The following is a 16,941-nucleotide window of genomic DNA, read 5'->3' on the forward strand; positions in this document are numbered from 1 at the left end:
TTGATCAGGCAGCCAAGCGCGACAAATCGGCGACGCGATTCATCGCCACATGCAGCGACTTGAGCAGGCCCTGGCGGTTCAGGCGCAGGTCCATTTCTTCCGCATTGACCATCACATCGTCAAAGAAGGCATCGACCGGGGCGCGCAGCGCAGCCAAGGTCTGCAGGCTGGCGGTGTAGTCGCCCGCCTTGAATTGCGCCTCGGATTCAGGCAGCAACTTTTGCATGACGGCGTAGAGGTTTTTCTCGGCGTCTTCTTGCAGCAATGCGGTGTTCACATGGGCGTCCACCTCACCGGCTTTTTTCAGGATATTGCCAATCCGTTTGTTGGCTGCGGCCAAGGCTGGGCTCTCAGGCAAGGCGGCAAAGGCCCGCACCGCGGACAAAAACTGGCCAATCTGACCCAGACGAGCGGGACGCAGCGCCATCACCGCATCCACCTCTTGGGCACTAAAGCCCTGCTCGCGCAAGCTGCCGGCCAAGCGGTCATAGATGAAGTCAATCAGCGCGCCCGAAGCATTGGTGATCTTGTCGCCAAACACGGGGATGGCCAGCGACAGCAACTCGGGCAAGCCCAAAGCCACATCTTTTTCGATCAGCATACGGATCACGCCCAGTGCATGACGGCGCAGCGCGAACGGGTCTTTGTCGCCCGTGGGCACATTGCCGATGCCGAACATGCCCACCAAGGTTTCGAGCTTGTCGGCCAGCGCCACCACCAAGCCCACGCTGTTGCGTGGCAACTCGTCGCCCGCAAAACGGGGTTTGTAGTGGTCTTCGATCGCCTCGGCCACCTCGGTGCTCAGACCATCGTGGCGGGCGTAGTAACCGCCCATGATGCCTTGCAACTCAGGGAACTCGCCGACCATATCGGTCAGCAAATCGGTCTTGGCCAGGCGGGCTGCCTGCTCGGCTTGCTGCGCCAAGGCATCACCGCCCACTTGCAGGCCAATGGCCTTGGCAATGGCGCAAACCCGAGCCATGCGCTCGCCCTGCGTGCCCAGCTTGTTGTGATAAACCACCTTGGACAGGCCTTCGACGCGCGACTCCAGTGTTTTCTTGCGGTCTTGGTCAAAGAAGAATTTGGCGTCGGCCAAGCGCGGGCGCACCACGCGCTCATTACCACCGATCACCGCCGAGGCATCCGAGGGGCTGATGTTGCTCACCACCAAAAACTGGTGCGTCAACTTGCCAGCGGCGTCGAGCAGCGGGAAGTATTTTTGATTGGCCTTCATCGTGAGGATCAGGCACTCTTGCGGGACGCCCAAAAACTCGGTCTCAAACTGGCAAGTCAGCACGTTCGGACGCTCAACCAAGGCGGTCACTTCGTCCAGCAAGGCGTCGTCTTCGATGGGCTTCGCACCCCCACCCACCTGGGCAGCCGCCGCGTTCAGCTGGCGCACGATCTCGGCACGGCGTTCGGCAAAGCTGGCAATGACCGCGCCATCGCGCTTGAGCACTTCGTCGTACTGGTCGGCGTGCGGTAAGACCACGGGCGAGACCTTGGCTTCAAAGCGATGACCTTGTGTGCTGTTGCCTGCGCTCAAGCCCAAGGCCTTGACCGGCACCACGGCGGCACCGTGCATGGCGATCAAACTGTGCGCCGGACGCACAAAGTTGACGCTGGTCCAGCCGGGCAAAAAGTTCTCGATGCCGCAATCGGTTTCCAGCTGGTACTGCATGACTTTGGGAATAGGCAGTTTGGCCAGCGCTTCTTCCAGCGCCTTTTGCAAGCCCACTTGCAGCGAAGCGCCTTTGACCACGCTGTCGTAAAAAAGGGCTTCGGCACCCGCTTTGCCAGACGCGTCGGGGGCGCGCTTGAGCGCGGCCACAGCGGCAGCCGGATCGCTCAGGTCAGCGCCCAGGGCTTGCAGCTTTTTGAGCAAGGCGGGTGTGGCGTTTCCAGCAGCATCCAGACCCACGGCCACAGGCATCAGCTTTTGCTGCACGGCCTTGTCGGCAGCTTGCGCGGCCACAGCCGTCACATGCGCGGCCAAGCGGCGGGGCGATGCAAACGCGGTCACCACGGCATCAGCACCCGCCAGGCCCTGGGCCTTGAGTTGCTCGGCCAGCACACCCGAAAAGGCCAAGCCCAACTTATTGAGCACCTTGGGCGGCAGCTCTTCGACAAACAGTTCAACCAGCAAGTTTTGTATCGTCATGTCGTTCTCCCTCACGCGGCTTTCTTGGGCATTTGGGCAACCCATTCACGCGGGGCCATCGGGAAGTCCAGACGTTCGCGGCTTTCGTAATAACTCTGCGCCACACTGCGGGCCAGGTTGCGGATGCGGCCAATGTAGGCGGCGCGCTCAGTTACGCTGATCGCGCCGCGCGCGTCCAGCAGGTTGAAGGTGTGTGCGGCCTTGAGCACCTGCTCGTAGGCGGGCAGTGCCAGCTGCTTGACGATCAGGTTTTGTGCCTGCTTTTCGTGAGCGCTGAAAGCCACAAACAAGAAGTCGGCGTCCGAATGCTCGAAGTTGTAGGCGGATTGTTCCTGCTCGTTTTGCAGGTACACGTCGCCATAACTCATGGTGTCGGTCCACTTCAGGTTGTAAACGTTGTCCACGCCCTGCAAATACATGGCCAGTCGCTCCAGCCCGTAGGTGATCTCGCCGGTGATCGGCTTGCAGTCGATGCCGCCGACTTGCTGGAAGTAGGTGAACTGCGTCACTTCCATGCCGTTGAGCCAGACCTCCCAGCCCAAACCCCAGGCACCCAAAGTGGGGTTTTCCCAGTCGTCTTCGACAAAACGGATGTCATTTTTCTTCAGATCAAAGCCCAGCGCTTCGAGCGAACCCAGGTAAAGCTCCAAGATGTTGCTGGGCGCTGGCTTGAGCACAACCTGAAACTGGTAGTAGTGCTGCAGGCGGTTGGGGKTTTCACCATAGCGGCCATCTTTGGGGCGGCGGCTGGGCTGCACGTAAGCGGCTTTCCAAGGCTCAGGGCCGATGGCGCGCAAAAACGTAGCGGTGTGGCTGGTGCCCGCGCCGACTTCCATGTCGTAGGGCTGGAGCAAGGCGCAGCCCTGGGCATCCCAGTATTGCTGCAATTTGAGAATGATTTGCTGGAAGGTCAACATGGCCTGAGCAGGCCAGCAGCGAGCTGGCGGAGGTTGGATGGGCGCAAACTTTGCGCGAACCCTTGATTTTACGGTCTTTGTCGCCTCAAAAACGCCCACCCCAGGACGGCACAACACAAGCCCCAAAGCGGCCACAAACCCCAAGCCGAAGCCCAGCGGGCAAAGGGTGTGAGGCCATGACGCCCCTCGTAATGGCCCACCAGGCTCCCCCGGGTAAAACGTGGCAATTGGTCCGTCACACGGCCCTGATGGTCAATGATGGCCGTGGCCCCCGTGTTGGTGGCGCGCAGCATGGGTCTGCCCAACTCCATGGCACGCAGGCGCGAAATGTTCAGGTGCTGGTCAACCGCCAAGGTGTCGCCAAACCAGGCGATGTTGCTCACGTTCACCAAGGCGGTAGGTGCCGTGGCCGGGTCTTTGAAGCGGATGGCCAACTCTTCGCCAAACAGGTCTTCGTAACAAATGTTGGGCGCCAAGCGCTGGCCTTGCCATTCGATGGCGGGCTGCTCGGGGCCCGCAGAGCGGAAGTCACCCAACGGAATCTGCATTTGACGCACAAACCAGACAAAGCCGGGCGGAATGAATTCGCCAAAAGGCACCAGATGGGATTTGTCGTAACGGTAAGCGCCCGGCCCTTGCAGCGCCTGCGGCCCCAGCGCCAGCACCGAGTTGGTGTAACCCTCGGACAAAGAGCCCAAAGGCAAGCCCACCAGCGCCAGCGGTCGACCGGCTTGCGCGAAATGCTGCTGCAAACCCGCCCAATACCCTTCGGGCAAATGCCGGGGCAGCAAGGGGATGGCGGTTTCTGGTGTCACCACCAAAGGCTGCTGGCTTTCTCGCAGCCGCGCGTCGTACCAATGCAAGGCATCGCGGATGCCACTGCCTGCATCAAACTTGGTGTTTTGCGAAATATTGGCTTGCAGCAGCTCCACCTGCCCCACCCCCGCCGAGGTCGTGAAAGCAGGCACCCAGGCTTGCAAGGCCCAAGACAAGGCACCCACGCCCATCAGGGTTTTGGCAGCGCGCCAGCCCACGCCAGCCAGTGCCAGCCGCATGGCCAGCGCAGCAGCGATGGCCCCCATGCCATACACGCCCACCCACGGGGCCCAGACGGCCAACACGCCATCCACATGGGCATAACCGCCCGCCCCCCAAGGAAAGCCGGTGAACCACTGGCCGCGCATGAGTTCGGCCAGCGTCCAAGCGGCCGCGAACAACACACTGAGCCCCCAAGGCCGATCGAACCACACACGATGACGCGCCAGCCCCACCCAAACCGCACAGGCCAGGGCATAAAACAGCGACATCGCCGCCGCCAGAGCCACAACCGCCAGCACCGCCAAAGGCGCAGGCAAACCGCCCACGTCGTGCATGGACACATACAACCACCAAAAGCAGCCCGCCAACCAAACGGTAGCAAACACGCTGCCTTGCCAGGCGGCGCGCTTGAGGGTGATGGATTTAGCGGGGTCGTCATGGGACCGTGCGGTGCGAGACAAACCCGCGGCCAGGACCGCGAGGCTCAGCACCTGTAGCCAACCCTGCGCCTGGCCACTGCCGGGCATGGCGATGGACGCAGCCTGTGCGGCACCGGCCAAAGCGGGCCACACGGTCTGCAGGCCGCGCGCTCGCTCAGGGCCGAAATTCATGCCTTGGGCTCGGCGGTGGATAACGCGGAAACAGGCGACACCTTGAACCAGCGCACAGCGCCAGCCCGGGTGTGCAAGACCACAAACTGCAGGCCCGCCAAAATGTATTTTTCACCCCGGCGCGGCACATGGCCCATTTCGTGGGCGATCAGCCCCCCGATGGTGTCGAAATCCGGACCTTCGGCATCTTCGCGGGCCTCTTGCAAGTTCACGCCAAAGGCCTCGCTGACCCGGTCAAGCGAGGTGTCACCACTCACGCGGAAACTGCGGTCAGGCAAGCCAAAAATATCACCCTCGTCATCGGCGATGTCGAACTCGTCCTCGATTTCGCCCACAATTTGCTCCAGCACATCCTCGATGGTGATGAGCCCCGCAGTGCGGCCAAACTCGTCAATGACGATCGCCAAATGGTTGCGGTTGTCGCGGAACTGGCGCAACAAATCGTTCAGGCCTTTGCTCTCGGGCACAAAAACCGCTGGGCGCAGCAAGGCACGGATGTTCAACTCCGGGGCCCGCTGCAGTTTGAGCAGGTCTTTGGCCAGCAAGATGCCGATGATGTTTTCTTTTTCGCCCTCAAAAACCGGAAAACGCGAGTGCGCGGTCTCAATCACCTGGTGCAGCAACTGGTCAAACGGGTCTTCAATGTCCAGCAAATCCATCCGGGGGGCGGCCACCATCACATCGCCCGCCGTCATGTCGGCCATGCGAATCACGCCTTCGAGCATCAAACGGCTCTCGGCATTGATGATGTGGTTGACCTCGGCCTCGGCCAAGGTTTCGATCAACTCGTCGGTAGAGTCAGGGCCGGGATGGATGAATTCGGCCAGCTTTTGCAGAAAACTGCGCTTGTCTTCGCGCTCGGGGTGGCGCGCAGGATGGGGGTCGGACACAGTCAGGGAGTGCAGGACATGCGGTTATGACGAAGTCTCTAGGATAGCGGATTCAAATGACAAACCACCAAACTATGGCTTGTTTGGACTGTGCCGTGCTTGACGCACCCCCTGGCGAATCTCTTGCACGGTGGCCAACCACTCGCGAAATTGATGGGCCTGGTTTTTCAATTGGTAGTCCAGCTCAGCCATCTGTTCTTGCATCAGGCCGCTCAACTGACTGTCGAGCGTGGCCTCGGGCAAGCTCAGGTAAGCCTCGCTCTCGCTGCCATCGCGCTGCACCCTGGCGCCGGCGTGGCGTGCGATTTTGAGCATGGCCACGTTTTCACTCAAGGCGTGGATAAAGATCATGCTCACGCCCTGGTTGCGGGCTTGCATCACGGCATGGTTAAAAAGACGCACACCCAGCCCTTTGCCGCGCTGATGCGAGGCCACAGACACACCAAACTCGGCACAAGTGGCCCACTGAGGATCGACCGAAAAGGCCAAATGAGCCATCGCTACCAAGTCCAATCGGCGGTTGAACACCCCAAAAATCTCATCACGGTCAAAGTTCAAACCCAACACATAGCGCTCTATTTGCTCATCGGTCGCGGGGTAACCAAAACGCAAATAACGGTCTTCGGGTGCCAATGACAACAAATGCTTGAGGATGCGCGGCTTGTGGCGTGGCGACAAGGACCGGATGGGAATCCAGCCCCCAAAAGATCGCGCAGAACCGCGTCCAACATGTGTACCGGTATCGACACACGCCACCCAACGTCGCCAAAGTCGGCGCCAAAGTCCTGGACGGGGGTTTGAAGGTGACATGGCGCAACTATACGGGTTTTCCCTTAATCCCTGCCCAATCACTCGGATTTGTCTGCGCCCCATGTTTGTCGCCTTTGAGACGTTGAAGGGCCTCACTCAGGAATTGCCCGATCACACATTGACTCTGAGATGGCCACAATGGGGCGATCTAGGAGATCAAGCGATGGAACGTATCTGGTTAAAGAATTACCCACCCGGTGTCCCACACGACATCGACCCCAACCAATACAGCAGCTTGACGGACTTGCTGGAGACGGCTTTCCGTGAGCACAGCAACAGCCCTTTTTCGGTCTGCATGGACCGCTGGATGAGCTTCAAAGAGCTGGACGAACTCTCAAAAGCCCTGGGCGCTTGGTTGCAAGACAAAGGCTTGGCTCCAGGCAGCCGGGTGGCCATCATGCTGCCCAATTTGCCTCAGTTTGCCGTGACCATGGCAGCGATCCTGCGCGCCGGCTATACCTGCGTGAACGTCAACCCGCTTTACACAGCCAGAGAGCTGCAACACCAACTGAAAGACTCGGGTGCCACGACCATTGTCATTCTGGAAAACTTTGCTGCGACCTTGCAGGAAGTGATTGAGCACTCCGATATTCAACATGTGGTGGTCGCCTCGATTGGCGATTTGCTCGGGGCTTGGTATGGCCGCTGGATGACGTTTGCCGTGCGCCATTTGGCCAAAATGGTGCCCGAGTTCGAGTTGCCACTCGACGGCGGCCGCACGGTCACAACCTTCAAAAAAGCGATTGCAAAGGGCCGTCACCTGAACCTGAAAGCCACGCCGCAAACGCTGGATGACATTGCGTTCTTGCAATACACCGGGGGAACCACGGGTTTGTCCAAGGGGGCTGTGCTGACCCACCGCAACATTGTGGCGGCCATTTTGCAAGCCGAAGGCTGGTTCACCCCGGCGCTGGCCAGCCTTGGTGATCTGCGCAAAGTCAACAGCATCGCCGCCTTGCCGCTGTACCACATCTTCGCTTTGACACTGTGCTTGCTGGCCATCCGCCAAGGCTCTCACCTGACCTTGGTGCCCAATCCACGGGACTTTGGCAAGTTCATTGACGTGCTCAAGCAGCGGCCGTTTCACATGCTGCCTGGCGTGAACACCTTGTTCAACGCCTTGATGCAACACCCGATGTTCAAGACGATCGATTTTTCTTCGCTGCGATTGACACAGGCAGGCGGCATGGCCGCCTCTGAAGGCACTGCACGCCATTGGCAAGCCGCCACAGGCAGCGCCATGATCGAAGGCTGGGGCATGAGCGAAACCTGCGCCATCGGCACCAACAACCCCGTCACGCAAACTCACTTCAGCGGCAACATCGGTTTGCCGCTGCCCAGCATCGACATCGCCATCAAAGACGATGCCGGACAAAGCCTGCCCGTTGGCAGCTCGGGGGAGATTTGCATTCGCGGTCCGAACGTGATGACGGGCTACTACAACCAGCCCGAAGAAAATGTCAAAACCTTCACGGCCGATGGTTTCATGCGCACGGGCGACGTCGGCATCATGGACCAAGAGGGCTTCACACGCATCGTCGACCGCAAGAAGGACATGATCATCGTGAGCGGCTTCAATGTCTTCCCGAGCGAGCTGGAGAACGTCATCTCGACTTGCCCAGGCGTCGTGGAGTGTGCTGTGGTGGGCATTGCCGACACCATGCAAGGCGAAACCATCAAGGTGTTTGTGGTGCGCAATGACCCCTTGCTCACCGAAGAAGCCGTGTCACGCTTCTGCCAAGAAAACCTGACCGGCTACAAACGCCCGAAATACATCGAATTCCGCGATGAATTGCCCAAATCCAACGTCGGAAAAATCCTGCGCCGGGAATTGCGCAGCAACAAATAAAGTGCCAACACGCGCATGACCGCCTTTGTTTCTTTGCCTGCAGGCGTGACCGTGTTGGAACGCGGCTGGCTATCGGCCAACAACGTGCTGCTGTGCGACGCGAACAGTGCCACGCTGGTGGACAGCGGCTACGTCACGCACCAAGCCCAAACGCTGGCACTGGTCGAGCATGCTCTGCAGGGCAGAGCACTGGACCAACTGGCCAACACCCACCTGCACAGTGACCACTGCGGCGGCAACCAGGCCCTGCAAACACGCTACCCAGCGCTGCAAACCTGGATACCGCCCGGCTCTGCACCTGATGTCAGAACCTGGTGTGAAGACGCACTGAGCTACAAACCGACAGGGCAAAACTGCCCCCCATTTCAATTCACAGGCTTGCTCCAGCCCGGCAGCAGCCACCACTGGGCCAACACAACGTGGGAAGTCCATGCAGCACCGGGGCACGATCCACACTCGGTCATTTTGTTCGCACCTGAACACCGCTTGCTGATGTCGGCCGATGCGCTTTGGCAAAACGGTTTTGGCGTGGTGTTCCCCGAACTGGTGGGGATTGATGCATTTGATGAAGTGGGACAAACACTCGATTTGATCGAGCAACTGAACCCGGTCACCATCATTCCTGGGCATGGGGCTGTGTTCACCGAAGTCGCCCAGGCCTTGGCGCTGGCCCGTAGCAAGCTCGAAGGTTTTGCCAAAAACCCAGAGCGCCATGCGCGTTATGGCGCAAAAGTGCTGCTCAAGTTCAAATTGCTGGAATGGGGTCGTATTTCCAAAGTCGAGTTCAGCGCCTGGGCCTTGCAAGTGCCCTACGTAAATGACCTGCACAAACGTTTTGGCCAAAGCCACACCTTAAGCACCTGGATTGACATGATGCTGGCCGAACTGGAACGCAGCGGGGCGCTCGAAGTGCGAGATGGCATCTTGCACGATGCTTGAGTCGAGTGCGAAGGGTGAAAAAAAAACCGCCCGAGGGCGGTTTGAATCAGGTAGACACCCCGAAAGGCACCGTGACTGATCAGGCCTTTTTGGCCCAAGCAGAGCACCATGCTTTGGCACTCACTTGCTTGCCTGCAAACAAGGGGCAAGCACCTGCTGCAGCGCCTGCCTTGCCTTGGAACAACGCACAATTGGCGCAGTTGGATCCAGCGGCGAATTTCGGATTTTTGGCCTTGTCCACCTTGGTGGCATCGGCTTTGTAGGACAAGCCGGCGGCTTGAGGATCCTTTTCGTCGACCATGGCCTGGGCCGAGGCCTCACCCATCACCATCACAGCGCTGGCAGCAGTAGCCACTTGCATCATGAAGACACGGCGGCTGGAATTGAAAGACATGCAAGGTGAAAGCATCGGAGACTCCTGAGCAAAATGGGCCAGAACATACTGGCAGCCAGATTGTCTCCTATGAAGAACTCCTTGTCTGCAACAGGACCTTAGCGCGCCCCAACCACAGCACACGGTTATTCGGGCTGCTTTGCCTACATAAAACCATTAGAAGTAAAAAAATTGACCGATATATTTTTCGGAAATATAATACCGATGCACTCGGGTCTATCCGTCGCTTTGCCCGAGACAAGCGCTTTCAATTCAGGCATTGGCGCTTACATCCCGAAACGCTCTGCGTCTGAAAGCTGGGTTTTGAAACAAGCGCCCTTTTGGCTCGAGCATCCCTTCACCCGACAAGAAGCTGATCGCGTGATTGACATAACCACTCGCGACTGGCTGCAAAGCCCTGTCACACCCCAACAAATGTGCTGACGCCATCAGGCGGCGCACTTTTCCCGGCGGAATCCTTCAAGAAACCGCCATTTTCTGCATGCAGGCTTTACCTCAAAACCTGCACGCCACCTCTCTGAAAGGCTCAACCATGAGCAGCAAAATTTACGTGGGCAATTTGCCTTACACCATCGACGACGCCAGCTTGCGTCAAAATTTCTCTGAATTTGGCGGCGTTCTGTCAGCCAAAGTCATGATGGACCGCGATACAGGTCGCTCCAAAGGTTTTGCCTTTGTTGAAATGTCCAGCGCCGAAGAAGCACAAGCGGCCATCACTGGCTTGAATGGCATGTCCGTCAGTGGTCGTTCGATCGTTGTGAACATCTCCAAGCCCAAAGAGCCAAGCACCGGCTACGGCAGCGGTTACCGCGACAACCGCAACTGATCATTTCAGTTGTTCCAAAAAAAGCCGCTTCACAGCGGCTTTTTTTTGGGTACTTTGACCCCTTCTGCCAGAGGTTGGCCACTTTTCTTGAAATTTGCGTCACCTACTCACAACCCAAGTCTGAATCGCTTATACCCTCGCCTGAATGTAAATCAGCAGACCTGCAACCGCAGATTCTTGCCACACGCTTGTACGTAGCGGCGCAGCGTGGCGACCGATGGTGAATGTTTCCCCGTTGCCAGAGATTTCTCCAGCCGCGCCACCGATGGCGCTTGCGTGCCCATCCGTGCAGCGAGCTCCGCCTGCGTCAAGCCGGCTTCCTGCCTGGCCTTGAGCAAGGCGTCGAGCAGCTCACCTTCTTCTCGTTCGATGCGTTCAACCTCGGCTTTCACGCCAGAGCGGCTCATCAGTGCCTTGACCACTTCGTCATGCGTTTTCATGCTTCACCTCTTTCAAGCGACTCATCGCCGTATCCAACTCGCGCGGGGGCGTGCGATTGGTCTTCTTCACGAAACTGTGCAACATCACGATCCGTCGGCCCACCTGCGTGCAATAAAACACCCGAGCAATGCCTTCAGCACCTTTGAGCCGAAGTTCGAACAAGCCGCTCTTCATGGCCTTGGTGTGAGGCTCGCCCAGATTGGGTCCCAGCGCCACCATGCGCCGAGTCAGCACCACATAGCGCGCAGCCAGCGTGTCAGGCAAGTCCAAGATCTCATCTTGTAAGGCTTCGCTGTAGTAGCGGATCTCGTATTCCATCGCCCGCATAGTAACAAATATGTTAATTACCGTCAAACCCGCCTGTGACCATCGCCTTGCTGCTCAAAAGGGCTCCGCTGCGCATCACAGCCACAGCACTTTTCCGACATCGCCCTCGGGCTTGGCTTTTCGCGAAAACTCGACCTGAATACATGCTCCCGTCAACCACCAGGAGCACTGACATGCAGCAAATTGCCATCAATGAGAACGAACTTGCCACACGCTGGGGCGTCAGCCCCAAGACATTGCAGCGTTGGCGATCAGAAGGCCGAGGTCCGCGTTACCTCAAGCTTTCAAAGCGCGTGACGTACCCGCTGGACGAGATCTTCCTTTTTGAAGAACAGGCACTACACGAAGCAACGTGGGAGCGTGGGAGCGATGTCGCCGTTACGTCGAATGTGAGGCTTTACTCCGCCCGGGAGATGGCCGCCGCCACCAGTCTTCCCCTGTATTTGTTTACGCACCCGAATATGCGCAGGACTTTGGAGATCCCTTGCATTCGCGTCGGCAAGCTCGTGCGCTTCAAACTCGACGAGGTCATGGCGTGGGCCAAGCGCACCCACGCCGAAATGAGTGGGTTCGGTGTCCAGGATACCTCAGACCCGATCGAAAACAGAAAGACTCTGATGCATGCCATCGGCAACCTGATCGCATAGCTCTTGAACGACCAGGACGTGGGCGAGGTTAGGGGGCAAAAAACGAAAGCCGCCGACTCCCCACCGCTCACCGGATCATCCTGATGCCAGCAGCACCATCCTGAACGCCGTCAAGTCTGGCCAGTGGCCTTGAGATAGAAGTTGAGCATCAACTCCCATTTTGATTTGGATTCGCCCCGCCTGACTCCTGTAATTTCTGCACAGGAGTATCCACCCTATTTCGGAAGAGATATTTAGCAATCAGCGCAAAGAGCAATACCAACAATGTCACCTTCCAATGCTGAAACATTGCAGACAAGACAGCAATCCCCAAGAAAAATCCAACTATTTGCCGAGGCTGAGTAATCAGCATATAAATTAGAAATATGACCAAAGCAATGTACAGCGCAGTTGCACCTACAGAAATTGCAACTAGTGCATAGGTGAGATAAATCCACAACGGGATAGGAACTACAAATCTCATTTACGCCACCCCACCCGAGACAAATACATCGAAGCGGCAGGCTTTCCGAATATGGATGCCAACGTAAGTGATATGGACATATTCCCTCTTCCGGATCAAGTGCCAGCGTTTGTAACGACTTTCGTGACGACAATTATGACTGCTGTCACGAAACTCGTGACGTGCAAGATGAAAAAAATCTACCTACCTCCATCGTCGGTCGCCGCATGCGCGAACGCCGTGAAGCTTTGGGTCTTGCTCAGGAAAAGGTGGGGGTGGCCATCGGCCTAGATGAATCCAGTGCCAGAGCTCGGATCAGCCGGTACGAGCTTGGTGTCCATGAGCCACCGTTTGCCACGGTGAAGCTGCTGTCCAATGTTTTGGACGTACCTCCGCCCTACATGTACTGCGAGGAACAGGACATTGCCGACCTATTGCTGGCTCTGCACAAGATCCCCAGCAAGGTACGGAAACAAAAAGTGGGCGTGCTGATGGCCCACATGGCAGAAGCCTGAATCCGGTCAGCGGACCAGTTCTGCCGGACTGAGCACCAAGGCGGTCCTGACGGTCACGCCATCCACCCGGCCACGAATCTCGATCTCGCTGCCGGTTTGCAGTTTCAGCAAGGCCTGGACATCCTGCTCATCCCTTGGGGTCACAAAGGCCACCACAGTGAATTTGCCAAAGGCTCCAGGCTCTGTTCCGTCCATCAACTCGGACGTGACGCGATAGCGTCCATCTTCTTTCGCAATGTCGTACACCTTGAAGCGCCACACCACCGTGGCACCGACCAGCTTGGCGGTCATGGCCTCACGTTGCAGGTCTGTTCTGGTTCCGCCGAGCACATAGGTGTCCACCACCTCTTGCAAGGCAATGGACATCACGGGCGTGTCTTTCCACGCTTGGACAGCCTGGGCAGGTTCGGTAGGCGTGTTCGCTGGAGTGGCTTCGCCGCATGCCACCAAAGCCATGCTCAGCATCACCATGGCCCATTTACTGGGCAATCCGGTCTTCATGTGTCACTTCTCCGGGCAAAGGTAAGGCACCGCAACTGCAGCACATGACGCCTTGGTCATTTCTTCGCGGGTTGGCAAGCGAACATCGGGCACGGCCACTTTAAAAGCCTTCGCGTCATCCGTGACACGCTGAACACTACTCCGCCACTCCGCCTTGGTCGAAGCCAGCACCTGATCCACCGTTGGCACCTTTTGCCCACACAGATCTGGCTTTTCTTCGCCCTGGCCCATCATCCGAAGAAGGTCATTGAAATCCTTCATGGTCTGGCAAGCATCGTAGATGTCCAAAGACGTCACCGCCAATGTCACGCCCAGCCCAAGGTATGGAATGGACTCGCTTGGCAAGGCCGCCACATTCCTGGAAACACCTTTGACCAACCTTTGATGGACTGCCGCCACGGTGGCCTTGGCTTGTTTGCCGTTCGTATCCAACTGCTGAGCCAGTTTCCGATTCTTGACATGGACGTCTTCCAGTTCCTTGGCCTGGAGCCTGTTTTTCGAATCCAGATCAGCCGTTTTTACCTTAACCGTCTCATCCAGTTTTGCCTTTGGACTGTTCGCCAAAGCCCGGTCTGCAACAGCCTGACCGCCGATGGAGAGAACACGCCACAAAGCGTTGTGCATCCAGTCATGGGCACCGGCACTCACCAGACTGGCCACATTACTTGCCAGCAAGCCCACCAGGGAGAAGGACACCAACAACGTCTTGAAGGCCACGAATCGGCGCCATAGGCTGGGCTGCTGGGGTATCGAGGGGTCACGGGTCATTAGCTCTCCTGTCCTGCCTAAAGGGCTGAGAAGAATTGTGGCATGCGTTATTCAGCCACCCAGAAAGCAGAAAACCCCCACCAGCTTGCACTGATGAGGGTTTCAATTTTGGTGGCCTGGGTCGGAATCGAACCAACGACACGCGGATTTTCAAAACGCTAATGAACCATAAGAGATGTTTTAGCCCAAGCATCTGCAGCGTTCTAAAAGTGGGGTGTGCGTGTTTTTGCTGCGTTTCGTAAAACGCTGCTGTCAATGTATCTCGCACCATTTTTACTATACCTCTCATCCGTGTTGCCGAGATTTTTTAATCACTACATTTCGCCGTCATAACCAGCGTTTTCACGCCGTTTTGCAACATTTCAGCGTTGCACTACGCTGTCAAGCACAGCACTACGCAGCGTTAGAAGCGTTGCTGTTGTTGCTTGCGTTTGCGTTCTGCTTCACGCTGTTGTCGTTGTCGCTCGCGTTCTGCGTGTAGTTGCTCTCTACTACGCTCAACGCCTTGCTTGAGCGAGTTGATGCGGGCTTGGGCTGGCGTCATTGGAGGCTTGGGCTTGATGGTGCTGTCAAGCAATGTGCTGTCATCTTCTGCTTCATCCACACGCACAGGACTGACAGCAATGCTGTTCATCCCATACTTGTATTGACACAGCAGTCTTGCGTGGATAGTGCTGTCAGCAAAGACTACTGTTTTCACCAACTTCCCACCTACACGCACGGTCACCAAATATTTGTTCATCAAGTATTTAGTGCCCACATATTGCTGCATCAACAGCCCCTGTTTATCCATAAGCACGGTTTTTCACCCTACCCAAGCAGCGTGGCAAAAACCGTGCTTTTCAATAAACCATACCCTCTACCCCCAATCCTTACCCTCCAAAGCCCTCACGCAATTTGTTGGACGCTGCCTCAATCTGTGCATCCAACTCACCACCCAATACCGCACCCTTCAGCAGTTCAAGCGTGGGCACCAAATCCTTGTCGCTACCTACCTCAACTGCCCACTTGCCCTTTGCCAACTCAAGCACTTTGGTGCCGTATCTCACGCTCAAAACCAACTTACCGTTGTCAGCAACAAACCACCAAGCCTTGACCCGTTTGCTCGTTTCCACTTGCTTGCGTTCGCCAGTGTTCGCATCTGTAATCGAGCGGAACTTTTTGGGTGCGAATGTTCCACCCGTTTGCTGTGCCTTTGCCAACTCCATCTGTTCCCACAAGCGTTTCGCCAACTTGTTTCGGCGTTGCTGGATTGGCGACATTTGCGTGGGCTTCTGTGCTGCTGTCAGTTTCAGTCCGTTCAATGCAGTCATTTCATTTCCTTTCTTTGTTGCACTGAACTAACTTTATTTTCATCACCAACATCTGGACAACCTCTTTCTGCCGTCCAGTGTCAAAGTGCCACACGCACCAAACAATCATTCACTTTTTAGTTGGCATTGTTTGGTCGCTGCTAAATAGATGTATGCAGAAACACGAACTACAACACCAAATCCGCAAATACGAAACAGCAGACACCATCAAAGCCAACGAGTGGCTGGCAGACGCTGGTTTCAACGCTCAAACATTTGGCACTACGCACATCCGATTACTACAGGCACAACAACAGGCATACGCTCTACTCACACATCACAGCAACCTACTGACTCAATCACAACGAACGACACTGGAACAGTTTCAGCAAGCAATGAGCAACAAGCGAACACGCTGCCGTCTCAAGCCTGCATCTGCCAATCCCATTCTCAACATCAGCAGCAAGATCAACAGGCAACTATTCAAACAGCACAGACATCTGACACAGGCACAACACTAAACATTTAGGCACTTCTACAGCAGATACTCCACTGCTCAAACAAAGGGAACAAACGCGGGTTGTAATATGACGGCTAATGACCCCGCACTCGCAACAGGTTGGATTGAAGGCTTGTTGCACTGAGTGAGCCGCAGAGTTGCTGCGATGCAAATCAATGCAGAAGCAGTTTGCAAGTTCCAATACATTCGTCTTGCGTCAAACTCTTCCAATCTCGTCCTGCGATGGGCTTTGCACTGACCAGAACGACACGGCGGCTTCTGTTCATCTACGCGATGACATAGCCGTCGTTTGCTCAAAACTTTCCCAAACCAGTCAATACCAAACATCTAAAGCGAAGCAAGTGGTGCCGAGTAATGCGATGGAGCGAAGCGACTTGAGCATTACGACTGCACAGCGAACGCCAGTTCGCTCATTACATCTCACACACATAGACGCACAACATCTGGCAATACTTTCGTATGACCACTTGCTTGTTCATTGGTGGTGTTAGAGCAAATCACCAGGCGAATGATTTTCAGCACCACGCAGAAAACTGCAGCACAGATTTTTGTTGCAGCAATGGGATTTCGGGCACAGACACGCAGCAACACCTCAAATCAGCCCTACACGCGGTGATCTTTTCGTCCTTGCTCGCTGCGATGCTGGCGGCATTCAAAACGCCGTTGTAGGGCTTTTTATGCGTTCTGTGCGTTTTGTAGTCCGCACCCCACGCACAGATGTAAATACTTGAGACATAACAGAATACACAAACTACTTGGACGGCAACGCAACCTCTTGTTTTAGAACAGATCACTATCAACCCGCCAAAGCATCGGGTTTCTCTTGTTCTCAACACCGATAAGAACGCACACTTATTTCACGCACATTATTTGGAGCAACATATGGCAACAGCAAAATCACTTATGTTGCCGCCGACCGAAAACTGACCATCTAAACCTAGGAGTGCCGACTCAAAATTGACCAGGGTGTTCAACTGGCCTGCTGAAATATTCAGCAGGAGAGCAAGAAGGTGATCACCATGGAAATGATAGGCAAGGTCAGGCGCATGAAGT

20 protein-coding genes are annotated in these 16,941 nt (G+C 56.3%); 6 read left to right on the forward strand and 14 right to left on the reverse strand.

The annotated features are described in order from the left end of the window. Positions 1 to 4: 4 nt before the first annotated feature. The 5 genes from glyS to BN3544_RS12760 all read right to left on the reverse strand — a co-directional run bounded on the left by glyS (position 5) and on the right by BN3544_RS12760 (position 6,427). Positions 5 to 2,161: a glycine--tRNA ligase subunit beta gene (glyS, locus tag BN3544_RS12740; RefSeq protein WP_026036829.1), complete on the reverse strand. Its 2,157-nt coding sequence runs from the start codon at positions 2,159 to 2,161 to the stop codon at positions 5 to 7. 11 nt (positions 2,162 to 2,172) lie between these two features. Beyond that, entirely contained in the window at positions 2,173 to 3,078 is a 906-nt protein-coding gene (gene glyQ, locus BN3544_RS12745) for a glycine--tRNA ligase subunit alpha (RefSeq protein ID WP_059356000.1), read from the reverse strand. A 68-nt stretch (positions 3,079 to 3,146) separates the two neighbouring features. After that, a complete protein-coding gene (gene lnt, locus BN3544_RS12750) occupies positions 3,147 to 4,727 on the reverse strand; it encodes an apolipoprotein N-acyltransferase (RefSeq protein WP_019430970.1) in 1,581 nt (526 codons plus the stop codon). After that, positions 4,724 to 5,617: an HlyC/CorC family transporter gene (locus tag BN3544_RS12755; protein WP_019430969.1), complete on the reverse strand. Its 894-nt coding sequence runs from the start codon at positions 5,615 to 5,617 to the stop codon at positions 4,724 to 4,726. The genes lnt and BN3544_RS12755 overlap by 4 nt, the downstream gene beginning before the upstream one ends. A gap of 72 nt (positions 5,618 to 5,689) precedes the next feature. Next, complete coding sequence (locus BN3544_RS12760; RefSeq protein ID WP_081499404.1) at positions 5,690 to 6,427, reverse strand: GNAT family N-acetyltransferase; 738 nt, start codon at positions 6,425 to 6,427, stop codon at positions 5,690 to 5,692. A 163-nt stretch (positions 6,428 to 6,590) separates the two neighbouring features. Between BN3544_RS12760 and BN3544_RS12765 the strand changes: the two genes are divergently transcribed. Further along, positions 6,591 to 8,276, forward strand: coding sequence for an AMP-binding protein (locus BN3544_RS12765; RefSeq protein ID WP_026036828.1), 1,686 nt, complete (start codon positions 6,591 to 6,593; stop codon positions 8,274 to 8,276). Between the two features lie 15 nt (positions 8,277 to 8,291). After that, positions 8,292 to 9,215, forward strand: a complete 924-nt coding sequence (locus BN3544_RS12770; RefSeq protein ID WP_019430966.1) for an MBL fold metallo-hydrolase — start codon at positions 8,292 to 8,294, stop codon at positions 9,213 to 9,215. 79 nt (positions 9,216 to 9,294) lie between these two features. Here the strand turns inward: BN3544_RS12770 and BN3544_RS12775 are convergent, their stop codons facing one another. Next, entirely contained in the window at positions 9,295 to 9,609 is a 315-nt protein-coding gene (locus BN3544_RS12775; protein WP_019430965.1) for a high-potential iron-sulfur protein, read from the reverse strand. A 532-nt stretch (positions 9,610 to 10,141) separates the two neighbouring features. On the opposite strand from BN3544_RS12775, the gene BN3544_RS12785 reads away from it, so the two are divergent. Then, positions 10,142 to 10,435, forward strand: a complete 294-nt coding sequence (locus BN3544_RS12785; protein WP_036075510.1) for an RNA recognition motif domain-containing protein — start codon at positions 10,142 to 10,144, stop codon at positions 10,433 to 10,435. 152 nt (positions 10,436 to 10,587) lie between these two features. Here BN3544_RS12785 and BN3544_RS12790 read toward each other — a convergent pair whose 3' ends face one another. Together BN3544_RS12790 and BN3544_RS12795 are read right to left on the reverse strand one after the other, a co-directional pair. After that, positions 10,588 to 10,875 (reverse strand): helix-turn-helix domain-containing protein, encoded by a 288-nt coding sequence (locus tag BN3544_RS12790; RefSeq protein WP_019430962.1) that lies wholly within the window; start codon positions 10,873 to 10,875, stop codon positions 10,588 to 10,590. Continuing rightward, positions 10,862 to 11,194, reverse strand: coding sequence for a type II toxin-antitoxin system RelE/ParE family toxin (locus BN3544_RS12795; RefSeq protein WP_019430961.1), 333 nt, complete (start codon positions 11,192 to 11,194; stop codon positions 10,862 to 10,864). Before BN3544_RS12795 ends, BN3544_RS12790 begins: the two co-directional genes overlap by 14 nt. A gap of 182 nt (positions 11,195 to 11,376) precedes the next feature. On the opposite strand from BN3544_RS12795, the gene BN3544_RS14565 reads away from it, so the two are divergent. Next, positions 11,377 to 11,850, forward strand: coding sequence for a helix-turn-helix transcriptional regulator (locus BN3544_RS14565; protein WP_306459982.1), 474 nt, complete (start codon positions 11,377 to 11,379; stop codon positions 11,848 to 11,850). Between the two features lie 148 nt (positions 11,851 to 11,998). Here the strand turns inward: BN3544_RS14565 and BN3544_RS12805 are convergent, their stop codons facing one another. After that, positions 11,999 to 12,313 carry a hypothetical protein gene (locus BN3544_RS12805; protein WP_019430959.1) on the reverse strand — a complete coding sequence of 105 codons (315 nt, stop codon included), beginning with the start codon at positions 12,311 to 12,313 and terminating at the stop codon, positions 11,999 to 12,001. Between the two features lie 161 nt (positions 12,314 to 12,474). On the opposite strand from BN3544_RS12805, the gene BN3544_RS12810 reads away from it, so the two are divergent. Beyond that, positions 12,475 to 12,807, forward strand: coding sequence for a helix-turn-helix domain-containing protein (locus tag BN3544_RS12810; RefSeq protein WP_019430958.1), 333 nt, complete (start codon positions 12,475 to 12,477; stop codon positions 12,805 to 12,807). Positions 12,808 to 12,813: 6 nt separating this feature from the next. Here the strand turns inward: BN3544_RS12810 and BN3544_RS12815 are convergent, their stop codons facing one another. The 4 genes from BN3544_RS12815 to BN3544_RS12830 all read right to left on the reverse strand — a co-directional run bounded on the left by BN3544_RS12815 (position 12,814) and on the right by BN3544_RS12830 (position 15,389). Next, positions 12,814 to 13,308 carry a hypothetical protein gene (locus tag BN3544_RS12815; RefSeq protein WP_019430957.1) on the reverse strand — a complete coding sequence of 165 codons (495 nt, stop codon included), beginning with the start codon at positions 13,306 to 13,308 and terminating at the stop codon, positions 12,814 to 12,816. A 3-nt stretch (positions 13,309 to 13,311) separates the two neighbouring features. After that, positions 13,312 to 14,076 (reverse strand): thioredoxin domain-containing protein, encoded by a 765-nt coding sequence (locus BN3544_RS12820; protein ID WP_019430956.1) that lies wholly within the window; start codon positions 14,074 to 14,076, stop codon positions 13,312 to 13,314. Positions 14,077 to 14,479: 403 nt separating this feature from the next. After that, positions 14,480 to 14,869: a hypothetical protein gene (locus BN3544_RS12825; RefSeq protein WP_019430955.1), complete on the reverse strand. Its 390-nt coding sequence runs from the start codon at positions 14,867 to 14,869 to the stop codon at positions 14,480 to 14,482. A gap of 79 nt (positions 14,870 to 14,948) precedes the next feature. Next, positions 14,949 to 15,389 carry a DUF6641 family protein gene (locus tag BN3544_RS12830; protein ID WP_019430954.1) on the reverse strand — a complete coding sequence of 147 codons (441 nt, stop codon included), beginning with the start codon at positions 15,387 to 15,389 and terminating at the stop codon, positions 14,949 to 14,951. A gap of 152 nt (positions 15,390 to 15,541) precedes the next feature. On the opposite strand from BN3544_RS12830, the gene BN3544_RS12835 reads away from it, so the two are divergent. Next, on the forward strand, positions 15,542 to 15,889 hold the full coding sequence (locus tag BN3544_RS12835; RefSeq protein WP_019430952.1) for a hypothetical protein: 348 nt from the start codon (positions 15,542 to 15,544) through the stop codon (positions 15,887 to 15,889). Positions 15,890 to 16,754: 865 nt separating this feature from the next. Here the strand turns inward: BN3544_RS12835 and BN3544_RS14490 are convergent. After that, positions 16,755 to 16,941 (reverse strand): hypothetical protein (locus tag BN3544_RS14490; protein ID WP_231733986.1); only part of this gene is annotated, 187 nt, incomplete at its 5' end.

Source organism: Limnohabitans sp. Rim47 (assembly GCF_001517545.1).
Classification (GTDB): domain Bacteria; phylum Pseudomonadota; class Gammaproteobacteria; order Burkholderiales; family Burkholderiaceae_C; genus Limnohabitans_A.

Coding starts and splice junctions, on each gene's coding strand:
- BN3544_RS12775 (WP_019430965.1), bottom strand. CDS start 9,609: ATGTCTTTCAATTCCAGCCGCCGTGTCTTCATGATGCAAGTGGCTACT.
- lnt (WP_019430970.1), bottom strand. CDS start 4,727: ATGAATTTCGGCCCTGAGCGAGCGCGCGGCCTGCAGACCGTGTGGCCC.
- BN3544_RS12830 (WP_019430954.1), bottom strand. CDS start 15,389: ATGACTGCATTGAACGGACTGAAACTGACAGCAGCACAGAAGCCCACG.
- BN3544_RS12785 (WP_036075510.1), top strand. CDS start 10,142: ATGAGCAGCAAAATTTACGTGGGCAATTTGCCTTACACCATCGACGAC.
- BN3544_RS12820 (WP_019430956.1), bottom strand. CDS start 14,076: ATGACCCGTGACCCCTCGATACCCCAGCAGCCCAGCCTATGGCGCCGA.
- glyS (WP_026036829.1), bottom strand. CDS start 2,161: ATGACGATACAAAACTTGCTGGTTGAACTGTTTGTCGAAGAGCTGCCG.
- BN3544_RS12760 (WP_081499404.1), bottom strand. CDS start 6,427: ATGTCACCTTCAAACCCCCGTCCAGGACTTTGGCGCCGACTTTGGCGA.
- BN3544_RS12770 (WP_019430966.1), top strand. CDS start 8,292: ATGACCGCCTTTGTTTCTTTGCCTGCAGGCGTGACCGTGTTGGAACGC.
- BN3544_RS12815 (WP_019430957.1), bottom strand. CDS start 13,308: ATGAAGACCGGATTGCCCAGTAAATGGGCCATGGTGATGCTGAGCATG.
- BN3544_RS12790 (WP_019430962.1), bottom strand. CDS start 10,875: ATGAAAACGCATGACGAAGTGGTCAAGGCACTGATGAGCCGCTCTGGC.
- BN3544_RS12795 (WP_019430961.1), bottom strand. CDS start 11,194: ATGGAATACGAGATCCGCTACTACAGCGAAGCCTTACAAGATGAGATC.
- BN3544_RS12825 (WP_019430955.1), bottom strand. CDS start 14,869: ATGGATAAACAGGGGCTGTTGATGCAGCAATATGTGGGCACTAAATAC.
- BN3544_RS12765 (WP_026036828.1), top strand. CDS start 6,591: ATGGAACGTATCTGGTTAAAGAATTACCCACCCGGTGTCCCACACGAC.
- BN3544_RS12835 (WP_019430952.1), top strand. CDS start 15,542: ATGCAGAAACACGAACTACAACACCAAATCCGCAAATACGAAACAGCA.
- BN3544_RS14565 (WP_306459982.1), top strand. CDS start 11,377: ATGCAGCAAATTGCCATCAATGAGAACGAACTTGCCACACGCTGGGGC.
- BN3544_RS12805 (WP_019430959.1), bottom strand. CDS start 12,313: ATGAGATTTGTAGTTCCTATCCCGTTGTGGATTTATCTCACCTATGCA.